The organism is Pseudomonas mandelii (genome assembly GCF_900106065.1).
Classification (GTDB): domain Bacteria; phylum Pseudomonadota; class Gammaproteobacteria; order Pseudomonadales; family Pseudomonadaceae; genus Aquipseudomonas; species Aquipseudomonas mandelii.
In genome coordinates this window covers 5,866,740-5,889,281 of the sequence record NZ_LT629796.1, presented here as the reverse complement: position 1 = coordinate 5,889,281, position 22,542 = coordinate 5,866,740, and the positions used below count along the sequence as shown (strand labels likewise).

General features: G+C 59.6%; 18 protein-coding genes. 9 read left to right on the top strand and 9 right to left on the bottom strand.

Features of this window, described 5'->3' with window-relative positions; translation table 11 throughout:
• Window positions 1-134 precede the first annotated feature (134 nt).
• From BLU63_RS27340 to BLU63_RS27315, 6 genes are all read left to right on the top strand, one after another.
• Window positions 135-1,289: a MalY/PatB family protein gene (locus tag BLU63_RS27340; protein ID WP_083376736.1), complete on the top strand. Its 1,155-nt coding sequence runs from the start codon at window positions 135-137 to the stop codon at window positions 1,287-1,289.
• Window positions 1,290-1,510: 221 nt separating this feature from the next.
• On the top strand, window positions 1,511-2,368 hold the full coding sequence (locus BLU63_RS27335; protein WP_010460357.1) for an SDR family oxidoreductase: 858 nt from the start codon (window positions 1,511-1,513) through the stop codon (window positions 2,366-2,368).
• A gap of 169 nt (window positions 2,369-2,537) precedes the next feature.
• Window positions 2,538-3,149 (top strand): Yip1 family protein, encoded by a 612-nt coding sequence (locus tag BLU63_RS27330; RefSeq protein WP_083376735.1) that lies wholly within the window; start codon window positions 2,538-2,540, stop codon window positions 3,147-3,149.
• 46 nt (window positions 3,150-3,195) lie between these two features.
• Window positions 3,196-4,539 carry a cation:proton antiporter gene (locus BLU63_RS27325; RefSeq protein WP_083376734.1) on the top strand — a complete coding sequence of 448 codons (1,344 nt, stop codon included), beginning with the start codon at window positions 3,196-3,198 and terminating at the stop codon, window positions 4,537-4,539.
• A gap of 191 nt (window positions 4,540-4,730) precedes the next feature.
• Window positions 4,731-5,027, top strand: a complete 297-nt coding sequence (locus BLU63_RS27320) for a hypothetical protein (RefSeq protein WP_010460363.1) — start codon at window positions 4,731-4,733, stop codon at window positions 5,025-5,027.
• A gap of 382 nt (window positions 5,028-5,409) precedes the next feature.
• Window positions 5,410-5,886, top strand: a complete 477-nt coding sequence (locus BLU63_RS27315; RefSeq protein WP_010460365.1) for a hemerythrin domain-containing protein — start codon at window positions 5,410-5,412, stop codon at window positions 5,884-5,886.
• Between the two features lie 54 nt (window positions 5,887-5,940).
• Here the strand turns inward: BLU63_RS27315 and BLU63_RS27310 are convergent, their stop codons facing one another.
• Entirely contained in the window at window positions 5,941-6,477 is a 537-nt protein-coding gene (locus BLU63_RS27310; protein ID WP_010460367.1) for a hypothetical protein, read from the bottom strand.
• A 139-nt stretch (window positions 6,478-6,616) separates the two neighbouring features.
• Between BLU63_RS27310 and BLU63_RS27305 the strand changes: the two genes are divergently transcribed.
• Window positions 6,617-6,850 (top strand): hypothetical protein, encoded by a 234-nt coding sequence (locus BLU63_RS27305; RefSeq protein WP_083376733.1) that lies wholly within the window; start codon window positions 6,617-6,619, stop codon window positions 6,848-6,850.
• A 12-nt stretch (window positions 6,851-6,862) separates the two neighbouring features.
• Here the strand turns inward: BLU63_RS27305 and BLU63_RS27300 are convergent, their stop codons facing one another.
• Window positions 6,863-8,785 carry a hybrid sensor histidine kinase/response regulator gene (locus BLU63_RS27300; protein WP_010460371.1) on the bottom strand — a complete coding sequence of 641 codons (1,923 nt, stop codon included), beginning with the start codon at window positions 8,783-8,785 and terminating at the stop codon, window positions 6,863-6,865.
• 146 nt (window positions 8,786-8,931) lie between these two features.
• On the opposite strand from BLU63_RS27300, the gene BLU63_RS27295 reads away from it, so the two are divergent.
• Entirely contained in the window at window positions 8,932-9,687 is a 756-nt protein-coding gene (locus BLU63_RS27295) for a DJ-1/PfpI family protein (RefSeq protein ID WP_042932060.1), read from the top strand.
• Here BLU63_RS27295 and BLU63_RS27290 read toward each other — a convergent pair.
• The 3 genes from BLU63_RS27290 to BLU63_RS27280 all read right to left on the bottom strand — a co-directional run bounded on the left by BLU63_RS27290 (window position 9,668) and on the right by BLU63_RS27280 (window position 14,633).
• Complete coding sequence (locus BLU63_RS27290; protein WP_083376732.1) at window positions 9,668-10,564, bottom strand: zeta toxin family protein; 897 nt, start codon at window positions 10,562-10,564, stop codon at window positions 9,668-9,670. The genes BLU63_RS27295 and BLU63_RS27290 overlap by 20 nt on opposite strands.
• 128 nt (window positions 10,565-10,692) lie before the next feature.
• The gene (locus BLU63_RS27285) at window positions 10,693-12,984 is read right to left on the bottom strand and encodes an ATP-dependent DNA helicase (RefSeq protein ID WP_083377305.1); all 2,292 of its coding nucleotides are present in this window, start codon (window positions 12,982-12,984) and stop codon (window positions 10,693-10,695) included.
• Window positions 12,981-14,633 carry a VRR-NUC domain-containing protein gene (locus tag BLU63_RS27280; RefSeq protein ID WP_083376731.1) on the bottom strand — a complete coding sequence of 551 codons (1,653 nt, stop codon included), beginning with the start codon at window positions 14,631-14,633 and terminating at the stop codon, window positions 12,981-12,983. The genes BLU63_RS27285 and BLU63_RS27280 overlap by 4 nt, the downstream gene beginning before the upstream one ends.
• Before the next feature lie 187 nt (window positions 14,634-14,820).
• Between BLU63_RS27280 and BLU63_RS27275 the strand changes: the two genes are divergently transcribed.
• Window positions 14,821-15,045 carry a YgdI/YgdR family lipoprotein gene (locus BLU63_RS27275; RefSeq protein WP_010460381.1) on the top strand — a complete coding sequence of 75 codons (225 nt, stop codon included), beginning with the start codon at window positions 14,821-14,823 and terminating at the stop codon, window positions 15,043-15,045.
• An 83-nt stretch (window positions 15,046-15,128) separates the two neighbouring features.
• On the opposite strand, the gene BLU63_RS27270 is transcribed toward BLU63_RS27275, so the two are convergent.
• From BLU63_RS27270 to BLU63_RS27255, 4 genes are all read right to left on the bottom strand, one after another.
• Window positions 15,129-15,491, bottom strand: a complete 363-nt coding sequence (locus tag BLU63_RS27270; RefSeq protein ID WP_010460382.1) for a hypothetical protein — start codon at window positions 15,489-15,491, stop codon at window positions 15,129-15,131.
• Window positions 15,492-15,691: 200 nt separating this feature from the next.
• Entirely contained in the window at window positions 15,692-17,545 is a 1,854-nt protein-coding gene (locus BLU63_RS27265) for a polyurethane esterase (RefSeq protein WP_083376730.1), read from the bottom strand.
• Window positions 17,546-17,641: 96 nt separating this feature from the next.
• Window positions 17,642-19,330 carry a polyurethane esterase gene (locus tag BLU63_RS27260; RefSeq protein WP_010460388.1) on the bottom strand — a complete coding sequence of 563 codons (1,689 nt, stop codon included), beginning with the start codon at window positions 19,328-19,330 and terminating at the stop codon, window positions 17,642-17,644.
• Between the two features lie 24 nt (window positions 19,331-19,354).
• Window positions 19,355-22,426 (bottom strand): autotransporter serine protease, encoded by a 3,072-nt coding sequence (locus tag BLU63_RS27255; protein WP_083376729.1) that lies wholly within the window; start codon window positions 22,424-22,426, stop codon window positions 19,355-19,357.
• Window positions 22,427-22,542 lie beyond the last annotated feature (116 nt).

The following is a 22,542-nucleotide window of genomic DNA, read 5'->3' as shown; positions in this document are numbered from 1 at the left end:
ATGAGCTGACGCCATCGCGAGCAGGCTCGCTCCCACAGGGGTTTGTGTTGTTTGGGCGATTACCGTCTCGCTCCCGCAGGGGCTTGGCGTTTATCATGGCGCCACGTTCAACCCCGCTTTTTATGAGACTGAGCATGACCTTCGATTTTGATCAGGTGTTCGACCGCCACAACACCGGCAGTACCAAGTGGAGCCGCTACCCGGCCGACGTGTTGCCGATGTGGGTCGCCGACATGGACTTCGCCGCGCCGCCGGTCATCCTTGAAGCCCTGCGTAAACGCCTCGAACACCCGATGGTCGGCTACAGCGTGCCTCAGGACGATTTGCGCGCCGCCATCGTCGCCGATCTCTGGAACAAATACGCCTGGCGCGTCTTGCCGGAGGAACTGATTTTCCTGCCGGGTGTGGAGTCGGGTTTCAACATGGCCCTGAAGGCGCTGATCGAGCCGCAACAAAACGTCGTGGTCCAGGTGCCGAACTACCCGCCGCTGCGTCATGCGCCAGGTCATTGGGGCTTGAACAAGGTTGAACTGGAATTCGACGCGCTGGCCGATGGCACGTACAACACGCCGCTTGCGGCCTTGAGCCAGGCACTGACCGGCGGCGGCGCGCTGCTGCTGAGCAACCCGCACAATCCGCTGGGCAAGGTTTTCCCGCGGGAAGAACTGCAAGCGCTGGCGGACATTTGCCTGGAACACAACGCGTGGATCATCTCCGACGAAATCCACGCCGAGTTGTGCTTCGACGGGCGCGTGCACATTCCCACGGCATCGCTCAGCCCGCAGATCGCCCAGCGCACCATCACCCTGATGTCGGCGAGCAAGGCTTACAACATTGCCGGTCTTAAAACCTCCTTCATGATTATTCAAGACTCGGCGGTGCGTGCGCGGGTCAATCATGCCCGTTGCGGCATGGTCGACAGCGTCAACCCGCTGGGAATGGAAGCCACTCGCGTTGCCTACAGCGAAGGCGGCCCGTGGCTGGCCGGGTTGACGGCGTACCTGCAAGGCAATCGGGATTACCTGGTGGAAGCGGTTCGCACGCGCTTGCCGGGCGTGACGATGAATATCCCGCAGGGGACGTATCTGGCATGGCTCGATTGCTCCGCCCTGGGGCTGGACAATCCGCAGCAGTTCTTCCTCGACCAGGCCAAGGTCGGCCTCAGCCCCGGCCTGGATTTCGGCGACAACAACCGCCAGTTCGTGCGCCTGAACTTCGGCTGCCCACGGGCATTGCTCGAAGAAGGCTTGGCACGCATGGCGCGTAGTTTGCTCAACCTCAAGGCCTGACAACACGACAAATCCCCCTGTAGGAGCGAAGCTTGCTCGCGAAGGCGGTGTGCCAGTTGACACATGTATGACTGACACACCGCCTTCGCGAGCAAGCTTCGCTCCTACAAGGGATTTGCCAGGATTCGGGGTTTTGTGCACCCACCTGAATCCAACCGAACTCAAGGCAAAACATCAGGGTCAACCCTTTGAATCCTGTGCCCCGAGATCGGAGATTTGCCATGACTGACTACCCAAGACCACCCTTCCCCAAACAAGGCCAACCTGTCCCAGGCTCCCAAAAGAAAATGGACCCGTATCCAGACTGCGGCGAAAAAAGCTACAAAGGCTCGGGCCGGCTGGATGGCAAGATCGCCCTGATCACCGGGGCCGACAGCGGCATCGGCCGTGCGGTCGCCATCGCCTTCGCCCGTGAAGGCGCCGATGTCGCGATTGCCTACCTCAATGAACATGAAGACGCGCAGGAAACCGCACGTTGGGTCGAACAGGCCGGACGCCAATGCGTGCTGCTGCCCGGCGACATCGCGCAGAAAGCGCAATGCCAGGCCCTGGTGGACAAGACAGTCGAGCGCTTCGGGCGGATCGACATTCTGGTCAACAACGCGGCCTTCCAGATGACGCACGAACACTTCGAAGACATCCCGGACGAAGAATGGGTGATGACCTTCGACGTCAACATCACCGCCATGTTCAGGATCTGCCAGGCCGCGCTCAAGCACATGAAGGCCGGCAGTTCGATCATCAACACCAGTTCGGTCAACTCGGACATGCCCAAGCCCACCCTCCTGGCCTACGCCACGACCAAGGGTGCCATCGCCAACTTCACCGGTGGCCTGGCGCAGATGCTCGGGCCGAAAAACATTCGGGTGAACAGCGTGGCGCCGGGGCCGATCTGGACGCCGTTGATCGTCTCGACCATGCCCGATGAAGAGGTGCAGAACTTCGGCGCGCACACCCCGCTGGGCCGGCCGGGCCAACCGGTGGAAGTGGCGCCGATTTACGTGCTGCTGGCGTCGGACGAGGCCAGCTACATCACCGGCCAGCGCTACGGCGTGACCGGCGGTAAACCGATGTTGTGACCGCCCGCTGTAATAGCAGCAGCCTTGTGGCGAGGGGCTTGCCCCCCTCGCCACAAGCTGCGCCAACGGCTACACGTCATTCCGCGAAGTCGCGAAAAAATGAACCCCTGACAAATCTCCCCCCTCAATACGTTTAGGCCCCCATCACGGGCCGTTGGAGGAGGTCGTCATGTCCGCACCTATCGTCAAACTGTTCACCCAGCCCAATTTCGCCTGGACGGATATTCGCCGGGAGGAGGAAGCACATCCGCGCCATTACCTCGCGCATTTGCTGCTGCTCGCCTTGATCCCCGCCGTCTGCCTGTTCATCGGCACCACCTATGTCGGCTGGAGCCTGGCCGAGAACGAAACCGTCAAACTCAGTACTCAAAGTGCGTTGCAGCTCTGCGTGCTGCTGTACGTCACCATCATCGTCGGCGTGGCGTTGATGGGGGGATTCATCCGCTGGATGTCGCGCACCTTCGACGCGCGTCCGACCATCAATCAATGCATCGGTTTTGCGGCGTATACCGCGACGCCGTTTTTCCTGGCGGGGATTGCCGGGCTGTACCCGAGTCGCTGGCTGGCAATCATTGTGTTGATGGCTGCTTCGGCTTATTCGACGTTTTTGCTGTTCGTCGGCCTGCCGACGTTCATGCACGAGCGCAAGGAACAAGGCCTGCTGAATGCGGCGTGCGTCTGGGGCGTCGGGCTCCTGGTATTGGTGACTATTCTGGTAGAGATGATTCTGCTGTGGTTCAACGTGCTGACGCCTGAATACCTGCGCGCCACGGTCGGTTGATCCGCAGAGGCCAACAAACGCGGTCCACCCCCAACGAGAACCGAGCATGAGTTTCATTTTATGGGTGGCCGTGTTGGGTGCTGTACTCCTGACGCTGGCGCTGACCTCGTCCTACCTGCGATGGATGCCAGTGACCACGTCGGCGGTGTGCCTGGTGCTGGGCGCCGCCATCGGCCCGGCCGGGTTCGGGCTGTTGAAACTGGACACCGCTGACGCTTCGATCTGGATGGAGCACCTGACGGAAGTCGCGGTGCTCTTTTCGCTGTTTGTCTGCGGCCTGAAATTGCGCTCGCCCCTCAAGCATAAAAATTGGCGGATTGCGGTCGGCCTGGCCGGCCCGGTGATGCTGCTGACCATTGTCGGCGTCTGCATGTTGCTGCATTACGCATTGCAATTGTCATGGGGCGCGTCTGTGCTGATCGGCTCGATCCTGGCCCCCACCGATCCGGTGCTCGCCGCGCTGGTCCAGGTCAACGACGCGCGGGATGACGACAGCGTGCGCTTCGGCCTCTCCGGTGAGGCCGGGCTCAATGACGGGATCGCGTTTCCGTTCGTGATCCTTGGCCTGCTCCTGCTGCAACACGAGGGTAACCCCGGCTGGTTGGGCGACTGGGTGCTGCGCAGTCTGATCTGGGCGGTTCCGGCCGGTTTTCTGACGGGGTACTGGATGGGACGCGGCATCGGGCGCCTGACCTTGGCGCTGCGGATCAAGAACGATGACAGCACGCTGTCTCCGAACGATTACCTGGCCCTTGCTTTGATTGCCCTGGCGTATGTCGGGGCCGAGTCTATCCACGCCTATGGGTTTCTGTCGGTGTTCGCCGCCGGCCTGGGGTTACGCCAGGAAGAAGTCAGCTCCACGGGCAACGACGAACTCCCTGCCGAGCATCTGGTCCAGCCGGTGGTCGGTCACCAGAACGTCGAACCACAACACGCGGTGCATGGCGATACCGACAACCTTGAAGACACCCAGGTCGCCGCGGGCATCATGATGGGTGACATGCTCGCCTTTGGCAGCCTCGTGGAGCGGGCCATGGAAGTGTTTCTGGTGACACTGCTCGGCGTCGTGCTGATCGCTCACTGGGACTGGCGCGCCCTGCTGGTCGGCGGGGTGTTGTTTTTTCTGGTTCGCCCTTTGAGTGTCGCCGTGATGCCGTGGGGCCGATTGCTCGATTGGCGCCAGCGAATGTTGATCGGCTGGTTTGGCATCCGTGGCATCGGCAGCCTGTATTACTTGTTCTACGCCTTGAATCACGGGCTGGGTCAGTCGGTGTCGACGCTGTGCATGGACCTGACGTTGTCCGTGGTCGCGTTGAGCATTTTGATCCACGGCATCAGCACGCAACCCACCCTCGCCCGCTATGAACGGCGCAAGAAACAAATTATTTGATTTTTACCTGCGTGTTTACAGGTTGAATCAAACGAATTTTCGCCTCAAAGAATTTGAAATCCCTGTGCAACTCGACAGTCACAACCTTAATTCCGCCTGTTTTCTTTTATACGGCGGAACCCGACAGGTTCGGTTCCACTGTGGCAACGATGCCTATTAAAAGGGACCTCGAAAAAAGTAAGGTGCCGGTCATGGTTCACTATTCAACTCCCGATCAAATCAAAGCCTGCCGGGCGTTTGCCCTGGAATGCAATCGCCAGATGTTCGAAGACGCCCAGGCGTTGAGCCGAAGCGCTTTCGAGATGCTTGAGGACGGCGACATGGACCTGGAACGGTTCGAGCATTACAGGGCGATGCGCAGGAAGGCTGATTTGAAGTTTCAGGAAGCGATTGAGCACCTGCGTTTGCTCAACGCGGACTTCCCACCGATCCCGATGTCCGTGAATAACGCCCACCGGTTGCGCCAGCAGCTTGAAGACCGGGTTTGATCCTGAAAACCCCCGGGGCATCAGCCCTGACGCACTCCATATAGCCGCTGGCGAATTCGCCTTCGGCTATCGCATCAGTTTCCACGCTCCGTCAGCGGAACATCCCTTGAACCCGGTGTCAGGATGCGGCGAATCTGATCGACGGTAACACCGACAATTCACATTTCTCGACGGAAAACTTCGCGCCGCGAACTGCATGAGTCAATTTCCAGACTCATGCAGCCTGCACGACCTCAATTCGCCATCAGATCTTTTAACCAATTGTTTTATATAGCTTTACTCATGGCGGTGAAATCGGCACGACAAATGCTCCCAGTGTAAAAGCGACCTACGGCCATGAGACCGTTTGCGCCTATTCCGTGACTAATTGAGAGATTCGACCATGAACGCCATCGACCTGTTGAAAGCCGACCATGAACGCGTAAAAGGCATCCTGACTCAGTTAAGCGAGTCCACCGAACGGGGTGTCAAAAAACGCACCGAGTTGCTGGCCAAGCTCGAAATGGAGATCACCATCCATACCCGGCTCGAAGAAGAAGTCTTGTACCCGGCGTACAAAAAAGCCGGTGGCAAGGAACAGGACGTTATGTACTACGAAGCCAAGGAAGAACACCGCACCGTGGATTCCCTGGTGTTGCCGGACCTGAAAGTCACCGACCCTTCCACCCCAGAATTCGCGGGTCGGGTGAAAGTGGTCAAGGAGCTGCTGGAACACCACATCGAAGAAGAGGAAACCGAAATGTTCCCTCAGGCGAAAAAACTGCTGGGCAAGGCCACCCTGGAAGAATTGGGCGCGCAAATGGAAACGCTCAAGGCTCAGTACAAGAAAGAAATGAGCGCGTCCAATCTGGCGGCTTGATTTGGTAGTCGATGTCAGAGAGCCCGGCAAATGCCGGGCTTTTTAGTCTGCGATTCAGCCACCGGGATTGGTGACCTGGATGTAAACCGCATAAGTGCCCAGCAACACCCAGAACGTCGCGAAAATCCACGGCGTCCGCACGGAAAACAGCAGCGATTTGCGGTAGCCCTTGTGGGACGATTCCATCTCACTGAACAGCGGGGATTCATCGTACGCCAGCCCCATCAATGGCTCGCTGCGCAACAGCTCACTTTGCTTGAAGTGCCAGTGGTCGATGATGTCGTAGGCCGCACGAATGCCCGGCCAGGCGTTCAGCGAGCTCAGTAAACCCAGCAGCGCGAGGAACGGCGGCACCACCAGGGTGAAGAGTTTTCCCCATTCGGGATTGAGGTTGGCCATGCAGGAAGCAAAGGCAATCACCAGGAACGACTGCGCGGCCAGGTAAGCGTCGGTTCGATTGGCGAGGATGCTGGTTTCGTACTGGATTTCCCGACGGTAGAAATCCAGCCGCTCCTTGGGCGAGCCGAACATTTTGGCGTTGTGTTCGGACAAGGCTTCTTCGGCGGTAGGTTCGGTCAGTATTCTGGGCACGGAAATTACACAAGGACTGGGAAAGCGTTATGACGAAAACTATCCCGGCAAAGTTCAGCCGAATTTAATGCGCCTCGCTCGAACGCTATTTCGCTGCCGTGGTCCTTCAAAATACACAGGCTGACTTCAAGGATTGCGGATGGACACTCTCGATTGGGTGCAATGGCCAGCGATGCTGGTCACGGTACTGGCGGCGTGGTTGATCGGCTCGCAAAACCCATCGCGCAGGGTGTGGGGTTTCAGTTGCTTCATCGTCAGCAATCTCTTGTGGGTGATTTGGGGCTACCACACCCACGCCTACGCATTGATCGTGTTGCAGTTTTGCCTGTGTGCCATGAACTTGCGCGGTTTCAAGAAGAACGTGAAAGCCTGAGCACGACGCCCGTTACTTCATGGCCAGCGCAATCACCTCGACCAGATTGAGTTGGGTATACGGTTTGGACAAGCGAGGGAGTGTGGTCGCGAAGCCTTCAAGGCGTTCGGCATAACCCGTGGCAAGAATGATCGGTACGTCCGGCTTCAACGCCCGGATGGCATTGGCCAACTGCTCACCGTTCATTTGTGGCATAGCCATGTCGGTAATGACCAGGTCAACATGCTGCTCGCGTTCGAACAGCTCAAGCGCTTGGGCACCGGACACCGCACTGATCACCCGATGGCCGAGGTCCTCAAGCAACAGGCCGGTGCTGGTCAGCACCAGGCTGTCATCGTCCACGACCATGACGCACAACTGAGCCACTGGCGGAGCGGCCACTTCCGATACGGCGGGATGATTGAGCGCAGCTGTGGTCGCGGCGGGTATCCACAGTTCGGCGACAGTGCCGATGTCCTTCTGACTCTTGAGAATGAATCGCCCGCCCAGTTGTTCTATGAAGCCATGAATCATCGACAACCCCAGCCCCGTGCCTTTGCCCACCCCTTTGGTGGTGAAAAACGGGTCCATGGCCGACGCCAGGGTGACCTCATCCATGCCCTCCCCGTTATCGGCAACACTCAGGCAAACATAGCGTCCGGGCTCCGGCAATAGTGTCGATTGGTCGCAGACGTCTTCCGTCCGGGTACTGATGACGATTTTTCCGCCGTTGGGCATCGCGTCCCGAGCATTGGTGGCGAGGTTCAGCACGGCCAGTTCGAGCTGATTGACATCGGCCATGACCGGAACGAGGTCGGGGGAAAAACGGGTTTCGAGCTGTACGGATGGCCCGAGGGAGCTGCGCAACAATCCGCTGATTCCTTCCACCAGCGCGGGTATTTCGACGGATTCGGACTTGAGTTCCTGACGTCTGGCGAACGCCAGCATGCGTTGAGTCAGGGACACCCCACGCAGGGCACCTTGGGTGGCGTTGTCGACCAATCGAGTGACTTTCGGATTGTCTCCCACGCGTTTACGGACGATTTCCAGGTTGCCAAGGATAACGGTCAGCAGATTATTGAAATCGTGGGCGATCCCGCCACTGAGTTGGCCGATGGCCTGCATCTTCTGCGCCTGGAACAGCGCTTCACGGGTTTGTTCCAGAACCTTCTGTGCTTGTGTGGCCTCGGTGATGTCCCGGGTAATTTTGGCAAAGCCCAGCAACGTGCCCGTATCGCCCCAGATCGGATCGACCACCACATGGGCAAAGAACCGCGTGCCGTCCTTGCGCACGCGCCAGGCCCTGTTTTCAAAGCGCCCTTCCCGCATAGCCGTCTCCAACGCACGTTGGGGTTCCCCGGCTTCACGGTCTTCGGGCGTATAGAAGAGTGAAAAATGCTGACCGATGACTTCTTCGGGTCGGTAGCCCTTGATGCGCTGGGCCCCTTGATTCCAGTTGGTCAATCGTCCATCCGGGGCGAGCATATAGATGGCGTAGTCAGTCACGCTTTGAACCAGCAAACGAAACTGCTGCTCGCTTTGCTTGAGCGTCTCTTCGGCCATTTTGCGGTCGGTGAGGTCCCGGGTGATCTTGGCAAACCCCAATAGATTGCCTGCCGGGTCGCGAATCGGATCGATCACCACATGGCACCAGAAGTGTGTTCCGTCCTTGCGAACCCGCCAGCCTTCACCCTCGAACCGCCCTTCGCGAATCGCCGTATCCAGCGCGCGCTGGGGCAGACCGGCACTGCGGTCTTCTTCGGTATAAAAGCGCGAAAAATGCTGTCCGAGGATCTCCTTCTCCTCATACCCCTTGAAACGTTTGGCGCCAGCGTTCCAGCTGGTGATGATGCCATCGGGGTCAATCATGTAGATCGCATAGTCCACCACGGCATCAATCAACAGGCGAAAGCGCATTTCCTCGATGGCGTTGGTTTTGGACTGGTTATCACTCATCGATCACACCCGTGACTGTTGTTTTGCGAAGTATGCGTCAAACCGTGGGTTTGGTAAGCCAGAAAACGGTTGTGCACTGGAGCATAGCGTTCACTCCGCCTATTCTCGATGCCAAACGCCATTCCTGGCGGTTCCAAGGCGCCCCGATGATCCTGATTCTGTTACCCACGTCTGACTACGATCCCACAGAGAGCAGCGTTCCATGGCAGGCCATGCGTCAGGCCGGCATCGAGGTGCGCTTTGCATCCCCCCAGGGATTGCCCGCCTACGCCGATTCACGCCTGGTGGACATCGGCTTCGGCCTGTTGAACCCGCTGCTGATGACGCGCAAGGCCGACCTGGCCAGCTACGCCAGGATGATCGAAGACCCCTCCTTCCGCCGACCGCTGAACTATGACGATGTGGACCCCGGCGAGTTCCAAGGACTGCTGATTCCCGGCGGGCATGCCAAGGGCATGCGCAGCCTGCTGGAGTCCGAGCAGGCGCGACGGATCGCCCTGCACTTTTTCAAGACAGACAAACCCGTGGCAGCGGTCTGCCACGGCGTACTGTTGCTTGCCCGAACCCTCGACCCCGATACCGGACGTTCGGTGTTGCAGGGGCGCAAGGTTACCGCCCTGGTCGCCAACACCATGGAGCTGCCTGCCTGGGCAATCACCGCCGCCTGGCTCGGACGCTACTACCGGACCTATACCCAAACCGTCGAAGCGGAAGTCACGGCCGCCCTGTCCAGCCCGACGGATTTCCTGCGCGGGCCCGTCCTCGCGGTGCGTGATTCGGCGGACCAGCCACAACGCGGGTTCGTTGTCCGTGATGGCCTGTTGTTGACCGCGCGCTGGCCGGGAGACTGTCATCGCTTTGCCGCCGAGTGGGTTCGCCTGCTTACCGGTTCACGTATTTGACGATGTAGGCGTACAGGTCGTTGTAAACGAAGTCAGGAACAACCTGGGCGTAAGTCTGGGTGTTGAGTAACGCCAGGTGGCATTCTTTAACTATCTCGTCACGCTCACTCAGGGTGTGGACATGATTATTGATGATGCTTTCATAGGCGCTGTATGCCGTTGGCGTCGCAGAGGGCGTCACGCAAGCGGTTGTGGTGTAGGTGATATGAGCACGCGAGACGCGTTCCTTCAGCGCCCCGAACCCGCGTTCATACACCGTGATTTGTGAACGATCGACCGCCTTCGAGGCGGTTTCGAAGGCCAGGATCACCGCTTGCTCATTCCTCATGGAGCTCTCCAGTGTCGATCGCGTGACAAACCTTTCCAGTTCGCGGTTTTCCAGGCTTTTAAAGGCTCTTTTGATGCACGAAACGTGAGCGAACTCCAGCGTGCAGCCAACGATATGCGTTTCGAACTGATAGCCGGCCGCCGTCGCGAGTGGTGGAAATGCCGCGAAATCGATGCTGTCGAACGCACACTCCATGATGATGTTGTATTTGAGTGTGAAGGCTTCGGTGAAGATTTTGGCGCAAAGCTCTCGTACGAAAGCTTCGGTATGTTCATAGGCATGCAGCACGCCGAGCTTGATCATCTCTGCGTATTGAGGATGTTTCTGCCGGTATTCGGGCAGGTAGAGACGGACATACTTGTCGTAGCGCCTGGTCGGCAGGAGTGTGTTTTCCAGCAGGAAGGTTTTACCCGAGCCTTGAAGCCCGGCAACCACCAGGATTTTCGGCGTTTCCTCGGCCGTGATACCGCGGAACAGCGTGGTTTTGATGGCATTGAACGCGGCGCTGACTTGTTCAGTGGTGTAGGTGTAGTTAGGTGCGGAGGACATGCCTTGATTTCCTTATCAAAGAGCCGGCTGAAATTGATTGGCTGCCCTTTGAATAAAGCGCTGTTTCACCGCTTGTTCAAATACGTGTGTCTTTCAAGATATGTACCTGTTTTAAAAGGTAAATAATCCTACGCACCAGAAGCCAAATGCGCCTGTTCGACCGACCACCAACGCGGCAGCAAGTGCTTGACCTTGCTGTCGCCGAACCGGTCATCGATCAACATCACCACCCCTTGATCCTGCTGAGTGCGGATCACCCTTCCTGCCGCCTGCACGACTTTCTGTACGCCGGGATACAAGTAGGTGTAGTCATAACCGGCGCCGAAAATCGCCGCCATTCGATGCTTCATCTGTTCGTTGACCGGATGGAGTTGCGCCAGCCCCAGGGTGGCAATGAATGCACCGATCAGGCGCGCGCCCGGCAGGTCGATGCCTTCACCGAACGCTCCGCCGAGCACTGCAAATCCGACGCCCTGGCTGTGCACGGTGAACTGGTCGAGAAAGGCCTGACGCTGCCCTTCCGCCATGCCCCTGGACTGCGACCACAAACTGATTTGCGGATGTCGTTCGGCCAGTAACTGCGCCACTTGCTGCAAATAATCGAAGCTGCTGAAAAATGCCAGGTAGTTGCCGGGGCGTTGGCTGAATTGGCGGGCGATGAGTTCGACAATCGGTTCGAGGGACGCCTGGCGATGGACGAATCGGGTCGATATCTGACTGACGATGTGCACTTTCAACTGGTCTGCATGGAACGGCGATTCGACATCAATCCACACTGTATCCGGCGGCGTACCCAGCAGGTCCGCGTAATAATGCCGAGGGCTCAGCGTCGCCGAAAACAGCACGGTGCTGCGCGCAGCCGTCAGGCGTGGGCGGATGAAACCGGCTGGCACCACGTTGCGCAGGCACAGTTGCGACAGGTTTTGTTTGCGTTCGAGGTCGCGCTTGCTGATGTCGAACAGGAACTGTTCATCGAAGAGTTCGGCCACCCGGCAAAACTGCAGCATGTCGAAGTAAAAACTCTGTAGGGCGCTGTCCAGGCCTTGGGGATGATCGTTGAGATAATCGCCGATGCTCGCGCTGCATGACGACAGCGCCTGGAGAAGTTTTTCCGGTGCCTTGTCGTAGGCCTGATACGGCGCCAATTGCAGATTATGCAGGGCATTCCACTCACGATTGACCCGCTGCAACGGTTTTTTCAGGGCGTCCGGTGCGGTTTTTCGTACCCCGCTGAGGGTCGACTGATCGAGCGTGGCGCTGTACATCTGCCGGCCGCGTTCCACCAGGTTGTGCGCCTCATCCACCAACACCGCGACTTTCCAGTTATTGGCCTGAGACAAGCCGAACAGCAACGCACTGAAATCGAAATAGTAGTTGTAGTCGGCGACCACCACATCGGCCCAGCGGGCCATTTCCTGGCTCAGGTAATACGGACAGACCTCATGCGCCAATGCCACTCGGCGCAAGGCGTCCTGATTCAGCAGGCTGAGTTCGCTGGCGGCCTGGCGGGCGGCCTGGCGGGCGGCCGGCAAACGGTCGTAAAAGCCCTGGGCCAACGGGCAGGATTCACCGTGACAGGCTTTGTCCGGGTGCTCGCAGGCCTTGTCCCGGGCGATCATCTCCAGCACCCGCAGCGGCGGCGCATCGGCACTCTCCAGGATGACTTGCGCGGCATCCAGCGCCAGTTTGCGCCCCGGCGTTTTCGCCGTCAGAAAGAACACTTTGTCCAACTGCTGCGGCGCCAGGGCCTTGAGCATCGGAAACAGCGTGCCCACGGTCTTGCCGATGCCGGTTGGCGCCTGAGCCATCAGGCAACGACCGGTGCTGACCGCCTTGAACACCGATTCCGCCAGGTGCCGTTGCCCCGGACGAAAGTCGGCATGGGGAAACGCCAATTTCTGCGCCGCGTGATTGCGTGCTTCGCGATGGGCCATCTCCTGCTCGGCCCACAGCAGGAACAGCCCGCAATGATGCTCGAAGAACGACTGCAGCTCTCCGGCGCTGAAGGCTTCGACCAGGCAGGTTTCCTTTTCGCTGACAATGTCGAAGTACACCAGCGCCAGATTGATCTGCGCCAGTTCCAGCTTCTGGCACATCAGCCATCCGTAGACCTTCGCTTGCGCCCAGTGCAACTGCCGGTGGTTGGCCGGTTGCTTGCTCAGGTCGCCGCGATAGGTTTTGACTTCTTCCAGGCAGTTTTGCGCCGGGTCGTAGCCGTCCGCCCTGCCCTTGACCTTCAGGGTTCTATACAGGCCTTCGAGGGCGACTTCGCTTTGATAGCCCTCGCTTCGGCGCGAGGCGACAGTGCGGTGCCCGACGATGCCTTCCAGCGCGGTTGGCGACGGCGTGAAACGCAGGTCGAGGTCGCCGACCTTGGCGGTGAATTCACACAGCGCCCGCACCGCAATGCTGTAACTCAAGCGCTCTGCTCCGCCCATTGCACGTAGCAGACGGCGATTGGCATCTGGTGTTCGTGACAGAACTCCAGCCAGCGCAATTGGTTGTCTTGCAGGCGATCGCCGGGGCCTTTGACTTCGATCATGCGGTAGGTCTTGTGCTGCGGCCAGAACTGGATCAGGTCGGGCATCCCGGCCCGGTTGGCCTTGATGTCCAGCAACAGGCGATTGAACCAGTGCTTGAGGTGTTCGGCGGGCAGGCAGTCAAGCGCCTGATCCAGCAGTTCTTCGCTCAGCGCGCCCCAGAATACAAAGGGTGACTGCACGCCCCACTTGGCGACGTAACGCTCACGGATGGTCTGGCTATAACGCCCGTCATCGAGTTCGGCGAGACAGGCCTGAAACACATCCGCCCGACGTGCATGGAAGTCTTCGTTGAGCAGGTCCACCGGCCCGCGCTGGAACGGGTGGAAAAACGCCCCCGGCAACGGCGCAAAGATCGCCGGCCAGCACAACAGGCCGAACAGCGAGTTGATCAGACTGTTCTCGACGTAATGCACCGGCGCCGAATCCTCCGCCAGGTGCGCCTGAACATGAAATTCGACCGACAGCGCCGGATCGGTCCTGGGCAAGTGCAGGTCCAGGCGCAGCATCTCCCGGGGAGATGGCCGCTTCATTGCCGGGCCGCCCAGTTTGCGCCGCAACCTGGGCACCACACGCAGCACATGCTGATGCTCGGTGGCGCTTTCCGGCGATTGCTCCGCGTGCGTGGCCAGATGCAGGGCCAACTGATATTCACCACAGCGTTCGAGCACACGGATAAGACGCACCCGAGCGCCGGGGTAGGCGCAATCGCGATAAATCGACAGCGCCGTGGAGAAATCCGTCATGCGTTCACAATGCTGACCAATCTGGAACAGCAACTTGCCCCGGCGTCTTTGCAGCCAAGGGTTGTCGAGTTGCACCTCGTTGATTTGCTCGACAATGTCCGCCACCTCTTCACCGGCCTCGAAACGTTGCTGGCAGTGGTGCAGAAACAGGCAGGCGTCCACGTCTTCACGGCTGCGCAAGCCCCGGGACTCGGCGCAGAATTCGACTTTCTCATAGGTAAAGATGCCGAGATCGGCCAGCACGAACTCTGACCAGTCCTGATAAAGGTTGCCGAAGAACATCAGCCGCAAGCGGTCGCACAGGTCCATGATGGTCAGCGTGAACAGCTGGTCGTTCAGTTGCGGGCACCATTGCGCGAAGCTCTGCGACTCGCAGAACTGCTCGCTCAGGGTCGCCAGCCATTCGGTCTTCTTGCCTTTGGGTTGATCGATGGCGGCACCGAAGCAGTGAAGAATCTCGGCCTTGAGCAGAACGTCGAACAGTTCCTCGATCTGTAGCGGCGATTGCGCAGAGATCCAGCCTGCCGCCAGCAATGGCTCGGCAGCACTGGCAATGTCGCCAATCTCGACGTAACTCAATTTGCCGGCCCTGAAATGCAGGCCCTTGCGCATCACCATCCTGACCAGCAGCGCCCGGGACTCGCGGGGTTGCCGACGAAAATCGCGGATGAAGGCTTGCTCCTCGACGCTCAGCACGTCGGCATAACGATGCTCAAGCCAATCAAGCACTTGCATGAAGTTGTTCAAGTAATAGAACGGGTCGTCGAGAGGATTTTCAGTCACAGGAAAAAAGGGCCATGGCGAGCGAGTACTGGTTATGCGTACAGATACCAGTTACAGCGCGTTGGGTGCAAACGGAAAAGGATAAGCGGCGGCGCTATTTGGCTATTTTCAGGGGGCCATCGAACTTTCTGCCGTTCCACGGCACCAACCGGCATAGCGGCTTTTTTCACGCATTTGAGAGGTGGGTATGAATATCAAGACTCTGGGTTTGCCTTTGGCAGCGGCAGCCTTCCTGGCACTGGCCGGTTGCTCCACGCCAACGGTGGTGACGCTGCAGAACGGCACCCAGTATTTGACCGAGGATATGCCGAAAACCAAAACCAAGGACGGGTTTTACGAGTTTGAGGATATTTCCGGCGCGAAGGTGAAGGTCAATGCCAAAGATGTGGCCACGGTCCGCGAGGAAGACTGAGAACCGCGTTATCGTTCTTCGCGGGCAGCCTCGCTCCTACAGGGTTGTGCGATGTGAGGCTGGCCCGCGAAGAGACCGAGAATCTACGGCATCCACGGCGTACTGTTATCGCAGGAGATGAACTTCCCTCCCCGCCTCCTCAGTTCTTCATGAATCTTCTGGCAGCGCTCGTAATCCTGCTGCATCGCGTGGTCGATGCTGATGTTGCCTGTCATCTCCGGCTGCTTTTCCCCCGAGCGAAACGTCACAAAAGGCTCTTCCGGCTGGAGCTGGAAACGGCTTTTTTCTACCAGCGGGTCGGCGGGTTCCGACGGTGCCGGTGTCGGCAGTTGATCTGGCGTCATGCCATAGCGGCTCAAAATCGAGCTATGAGGCAACTCCGCGGCGGCACTTCCTGATAACAGGGCCAGCGCCAGACCGATGAGGTGCTTCTTGCTGTTACTCACGTTGCGTAATCTCCTGATCCAGTACTCAATCCTGTTGTTGCAAGGTATTGGAGTCCGCAGGTGACTGTCGGGTCACGTGCTCAGGCAGGTTTACCGCGTTATTGTTCTTCGCGGGCAAGCCTCGCTCCTACAAGGAATCGCACAACCCTGCAGGAGCGAGGCTTGACCGCGAAGAGGCCCTTACCGGCGCCACATCACCCTCAGGCGATTACGATCCCGGCGCCAGACAAACTGTCCAGCCCAACTCCCACCAACGTCACCGAATCCCCGCCAAACGTCAGCACCGTATCCTGCCCCACCGTCGTGGCATGAGCCCGATAGTCATCATTCGGCGCGACCCCCTGAACCCCGAGGAATACCAGCTTGTCGTTTGCCTGATACCCCACCACCCGGTCCTGACCAAACGCACCGCTGAACAGGAACGTATCAAGCCCGCCCCCCGATTCCATCAGGTCATTCCCCGCCCCGCCCACAAACACATCGTTGCCCTGGCCGCCGATCAAATGATCGTTGCCGTCCAGACCGAACAACCAATCGCCCGTCGTATGCGCCTTGAGCGTATCGGCCCCCGTGCCGCCCTTCACCGATGACGCGTATGACGTCAGGTTGTTGCCGACGGCAAGTCCATTGGCCGTCACGCTGTGTGTCACATCATCCTTGAACAGCCCCCACAAGAACCCCGGTTCCTTGGTGACAATACTGCCGATGTCTCGGGTGATGCTGATACCGCCATTGGCGTCACGAACATAGAGGGTGCCGGCGCCATCGTTGGCAAAGTTGAAATTTTTCACCGACTGCTGCAAGTCCAGCACGTTGCTGCCCTTGCCACCCAATACGATGTTGTAGCCGCCACCGTCACGGAAGGTGTCGTTACCGTCACGACCCTCCAGGTAGTCGTTGCCCTTGCCACCCTGAATCAGGTCGTTGCCGTCGCTGCCGATGATGAAGGTACTGCCCTTGTGGGTTTCGGCGTTGCGATTGAGGTCCTGAACCCAGGTATTGGCGCGTGCCGGGTCCGAGAGATTGGCGACGACGATCGTCGAGTCCTTGCTGGTGAGGTCGTAGAACTTCGATTCGATCACCCGGTTCATGCCGTCGCCATAGGCGGTCGGCAAGTGCGAGATCCAGGTCGGGATGTTGAGGATGGAGAACGGCAGCACATTCCATGCGGTCGAGGCGTAGTGATCGTTGAAGCTGACGATGTTATCGGTCGCCGAGGCCTTGGCGGCATCGTGCACACCCACCGACGACAGGTTGAAGGATGAACCGTCCAGGGCCCGAAACACCGGGTCGTTCTCATAGCCGACATTGAGCACTTTGTCGGTGCTGCTCTGGGTCGGGGACGCGTAGGCGATGTAGTTGGAATCCTGGTAGAACCCGGACCACTTCTCCGCGCTCAAGTCCGCCAGGCTGTTGACCGCCAGCCCGCCGAGGCTGTGGCCGCTGACCAGCACGTTTTTGCCCGACAGGCCATTGGCCTGGGCAAATGCCATGACGTCGCCGAGCAGATTGCCGAAGGCTTCGCCCACATAGTTTTTCGCATAATCCTTGGGACCTAGCGCCGCCAGCAGATCGTTGATCACGTCGCCGATGGAATCGCCGATCAAGATTTCCCGCGGGCCGCTGGTGCCGCGAAAGGCGATGCCGATTTCGCTGAGATGGCCTTGAGCATCGTACTTGCCGAGGATTTCGACCTGCGCGCTGGTGTACCCGGCCTTCTCGCCGAAGAACGTTCCGCGAGCGTCGACCTTGCCGTCATAACCCAGTTGCGAGGCCGTGATGGGCGTCCAGCCGGCTTTTTGCACGGCCTCCAGGGCGGCTTTTTCCGAATCGGGGTTCCAGGGAATGCCGGGGATCACGCCTTGAGAATCGGTGCCGCCCAGCAGCGCGGTAACCAAAGTCGCCGGCAAGCCCAGGCCGAAGCCATTGTGCTGGTAGCCGGTGGCAAAGCCATTGTCGAGGTTGTGATAGGAATACAGCGTGATCGCCATCGCGTCGGTGAATAACGCTTTGGAATCGGCTGTGCCGAAGTTTTTGTAGTCATACACACCCATTGGTATTGCCTCTCTTTTGTTGGAATTGTCAGAGATAGCTCACAACCAGGACGCCTCATTCACGAGGCGCCCCAGAGCATTTAGTGCATGCAGCCTTTACGCAAACGTGATGCCTGACGCCGACAGGCTGTCCAGTCCTACTCCCACCAGGGTGACGGCAAAATCGCCCACTTTCAGCACCGTGTCATGGCCCGACTGCGAAGCGTGTTGCTTGTAGTCATAACCCTGCCCCGCGCCCTGAACGCCGAGGAACACCAGCTTGTCGTTGCCCTGGTAGCCATTGATCGCGTCGAAACCGAAGGCGCCGCTGAACAGGAAAGTGTTGTGGCCTCCCGAGGCCTGCATCAGGTCGTTGCCCGCGCCACCGACGAAGGTCACCTGGCTTTTGTCGCTGCGCAGCAGGTCGTCGCCGGCATGACCGAACAACCAATCGCCGTCGACGCTGGCCGCCAGTGTGTTGCCGTAGGCGTCACCGTTGAGCGAGTGGTTGTAGTGGGTCAATTCACTGCCGTTGAGCAAGCCATTGGCGGTGACGCTGTAAGTCACCTCCTTGCTGCCCCACCATGAACCCGACTCCTTGCTCACCAGCGAGCCGATGTCGCGGGTCATGCTGATGCCACCATAGGCATCGCGCACGTACAGGGTGCCGTCGCCGTCGTTGGCAAAACTGAAGTTCTGCAACGGCTTCTGCAATTCGAAGGTGTTGCTGCCCTTGCCGCCCAGCAGAAGGTTGTAGCCGCCGTCGTCGCGCAAGCGGTCGTTACCGTCGCGACCTTCGATGAAGTCATTGCCGGCACCGCCCTTGAGCAAATCGTCGCTGTCGGTGCCAATGATGAAGGTGCTGCCGGTGTGGGGTTCGCCGCTGCGTCCGAGGTCCTCGACCCAGGTGGTGCCCCGGGACGACTCCGCCAGGTTCGAGACGATCAGCGTTGAGTCCTTGTCGGTGAGGTCGTAGAACCGCGAGTCGATCACCCGGTTCAAACCGTCGGCATAGCCCAACGAGCCATGGGCTGACCAGTTCAGCGGATTGAGGATGCTGAACGGCACCAGGTTCTGCGCGGTGGACGCGTACTGGTCGTTGAAGTTGACGATGTTGTTGGTCGCCGAATCCTGATGACCGTCGTGCTTGCCCAAGGACCCACTGCTGAACGTGGTGCCGTCGAGCACCCGGAACACCGGGTCGTTCTCGTAGCCGATGTTCAACACGTTGTTGCCTGTAGCGCTCTGGGTCGGTGAGGCGAACGCGATGTAATTGGCGTCCTTGTAGAAGCCGCCCCAGTTGTTGCCGCTCAATTCGGCGAGGCTGTTGACCCCCAACCCGCCGAGGCTATGGCCGCTGACCATGACATCCCTGGCGCTCAGGCCATGGGCGATGGAAAACGCGGCAACGTCCTTGAGCAAGTTGTCAAAGGCGTTTTTCGCGTAATTCGTCGCGTAATCCACCGGGCCGACGGCGGCCAGCAGGTTGTTCTTCATGTCGCCGAAGGTGTCGCTGTACCCCAGGCCTCCGGTGCCCCGGAAGGCAATGCCGATACCGATCAGCTTGCCCGCCGTGTCGTACTTGCCGAGCACTTCGGCTTCGGCGCTGGTGAAGCCGTCCTTCTCACCATAGAAAGTGCCCTGAGCACCGACCTTGCCTTGATAACCCAGCTGCTTGGCGCCAATCGGCGCCCACGCGGTGGCCGGCAGTGGCTGACCGGTTGGCGTGTACGCATACAGCGTCAGGGCGATGGCGTCGCTGTACAGCGCCTTGCCGTCAGCATTTTTGTAATCAAACAGTCCCATGTTGTTTGCTTCCTTTGCGTTAAATCAGAACTGCCAGTCGAGTGTCAGACCTACACCGTGGTCTTTCTCGTTGGAGCCCAGCAGTCCGTTGTAATCCAGGCTTACACGCACATCCTTGGCCACCGCCAGACCGGCGCGCGCACCAATGACGGCGGCGTTACGATCCAGGGACACGCTCTGCACGCTGAACCCGGTATTGCCGTTGGCGAAGGCCAGGTGGTCTTCGGAACGGGTGTTGCTCAGGTTGTGCTGCCAGCCCAGGGTGCCGGACAGTTCCAGTTGCTGTTTGTCCGACAGGGCAATGGCTTTGCTCGCCCGCACACCGAGGGTCGAGAGCACGGCGTCGCGGTTGTCTTCGCCCCCCTTGAGCGCGGCGGCATCGCCTTTCTCGGTGAAGCTGTCGCGGTTGAGGTGCACGTAAGCCAGGTTGGCAAACGGTTCCAGGGACAGCGGTTGCAGGTCCAGGCGATACGCGGCTTCGGTAAACAGCTGGGCGGTGGTCGCATCGCGTTTGGATTTCTGTTTGCCGCTGACATCACCGAATTGCAGGTCACGTTTCACATCGATGCGATGCCAGCTATAAGCGCCGCCGACACTCAAGCGCAGTGCATCGATTTCATGGCCCAGGTAGGCGCCCAAGTGGTAGCTGTCGACCGAGGCCGACGAATGCGTGCCATCGCCCATGCTCAACGAGCTGTCGCTATACCCGGTGACGAAACCGAGCCGCGTATCTTCAGTGATCAGACCGTCGACACCGGCCAGCAAGCCGCCGATGGAGCTGGTGGAACTGGCGTTGTCATGCCCGCCGTCGCTCTTGCCCCAGGCGCCGAGGACTTTGACCCAGGCATTGCTGCGGTCATCGGTGGGTGCCGCGGCATCGAACAGATCACGCTCACGCAGGCGTTCGCCGACGGCATCGCGCAGGTAACGGCTGTCGTTGATCAGCAACGTGCCGATCGCCGGATGAATCTCACCGGACAGTTGCTGGAAGGCTTGTTGCGCGACGGCAGCGGTTGGCGACAGCAACAGGGTTTCATAGAGCGGATTGCCCGCGCCCAGTTGCTCGGCAGCGGCAGCGACGGCACGTTGGTTCGGGGTCTGGCCGACGCTGGCGAAGGACGCGGCGTTGCGCTCTACCGCCAGTTGGATGCCAGTTGCCGAGTAGTCGAGCGCGCCGCCGATGAACAGGTAGTTCGGCAGGACTGCGCCAAACCGCCCTTCGATGCCGCCAGCTGCTTGCAGGATGTTGTATTGATTGCCAAGCAGCGATTGCACGTCGCTGGTGGTCAGCAAGGTCGGGCTGTTTTCCAGGGACAGGCTGACAGTCGCGCCTTCGATCACTGCTTTACCGCCCGCGATGATCTGGTCGCTGCTGGTCGGCGACAATTCCACGGCGTAGGTCGAGCCCGGCTCGAACGTCACGTCACCCGAGACCTGCAAGGTGCCGATGGAATTGCCGGGGGCCACGGTGCCGCCGCTTTTCGCGGTCAATGCGCCGATGCGGCCGTTACCGCCGAGGATCCCGCTGTCGTTGACGGTGACCGCCGAGAGCAGCGAGCCGTTGATCGCCAATCGCCCCTGATTGACCAGCGTCGGGCCGGCGTAAGTGTTAGCGCCGGTCAGCACCAGCGTGCCGATGCCCTGCTTGGTCAGGCCGCCGTGGCCGGAAATGTCGTTGCGCCAGACGTCCCGGCCACACTGCACGTCATTACAGACGCGCTCGGTCGGTTTGCCCGCATCGATAATCGCGCCGATGCCGGGCAAGTCCGCGACAAACTGGCTGGAGCCGTAGGCGCCCTGGATGCGGAACTCCTCGGGTATGTCTTGCTCGGTGACCAACATCGCCGGGCCATCGATGCCTTTGCGCAGGTTGATCATGCCCCAGCCATACAGCGCGTCGACACCCGGTGCGCCCATGTCGGTGGCCGTGGTGCGCAGCACGCTGGCAACCTGGGCGCCAGTCATGTACGGGAAGCGTTCCATCAGCACCGCCACCGCGCCCGCGACGTGCGGCGCCGCCATGGAGGTGCCGTTTTTGTTGGCGTAGCCGATGGTCATGTTATCGGCATTGGTGCCGCCGATGACTGCGCTGAAGATCTTGCTGCCCGGTGCCGACACGCAGAAACTCGCGGTGTAGCCGCAACGCGACGAGAAGGTGCTGATGTTGTAGAGGTCCGGGCTGTTGAGGTCCGGGTTCTTCTGCAAGGCCGCGACGGTCATCCAGTTCGGTGCGATTTCGGGGACGAAATAACCGAGGCCTGCAATGGCATCCGGGTTGTTGAGGTTGTAGTCGTTGCCGGCGGCGAAGATCGTCACGATGCCGCTGCGAGCGGCCGCGATGGCACCGTCATAGGCACCGCCCTGGCGCGTGCCGAGGATGGGTTGGATCTGATTGAATTGCAGTTGCGCGTCCTGCACGGTGAAGTGCGGATACGCCGGGTCGCGGCCGCCCAGGTCGAAGCGATCGGTGATGCCGATGCCCCAGCTGTTGTTGATGATCCGCGCCCCGCTGGCGATCAATGCATCCCAACCGGCCTTGTACACCGCGCCGTCGTTGCCGAGGATGATCCCGTCTTCGGGGCCCGGGTCGCCGTTGTCGGCACTGATGATTTGCGCGTTGTACGCCACGCCGTGCATTGGATTGCCGTCACGGCTGCCCGCCGCGATCCCGCCGACGTGAGTGCCGTGGGAGCCGAGCTTGCCGTCGTAGCCGACCGAGGGCGAACCGTCATACACAAACGCATCGCCGGCTTTGACCGGGATGTACGGGTCGGTGTATTCGCGGATGCCGCGGGTGACCAGAGTGACGACCTTGTTGGCACCGGAAAACTCCGGATGCTGGGCGTAAACCGGTTGATCGAAGATCCCCAGTTTCACGCCTTTGCCGCTGTAACCGGCGGCGTAGGCATCCTGGGCATTGATGCCGCCCAGGCCCCAGTCAGCGTTGAACTCAGCGCTACGCCAACTGTTGGGATCGCCTGCTTTGCCGCTTTCCACGTAGGGCACCGCTTGTGCGGTGCCTACTGAAGCCAGTGCACAAAGCAGGGCTCGGTTGAGTGCTTTCAAGGCGAATAAGTTGTTGTTCTTAACTTTCATACAGTGACCATCCTTAGTTGTCTTGCCAAAATCCCTGTGGCGAGGGGGCTTGTCGGAACGCCGCATCGTCCCGTTCGGCTGCGCAGCAGTCGCGAGCCCGGCTGATGCGTTTTGTC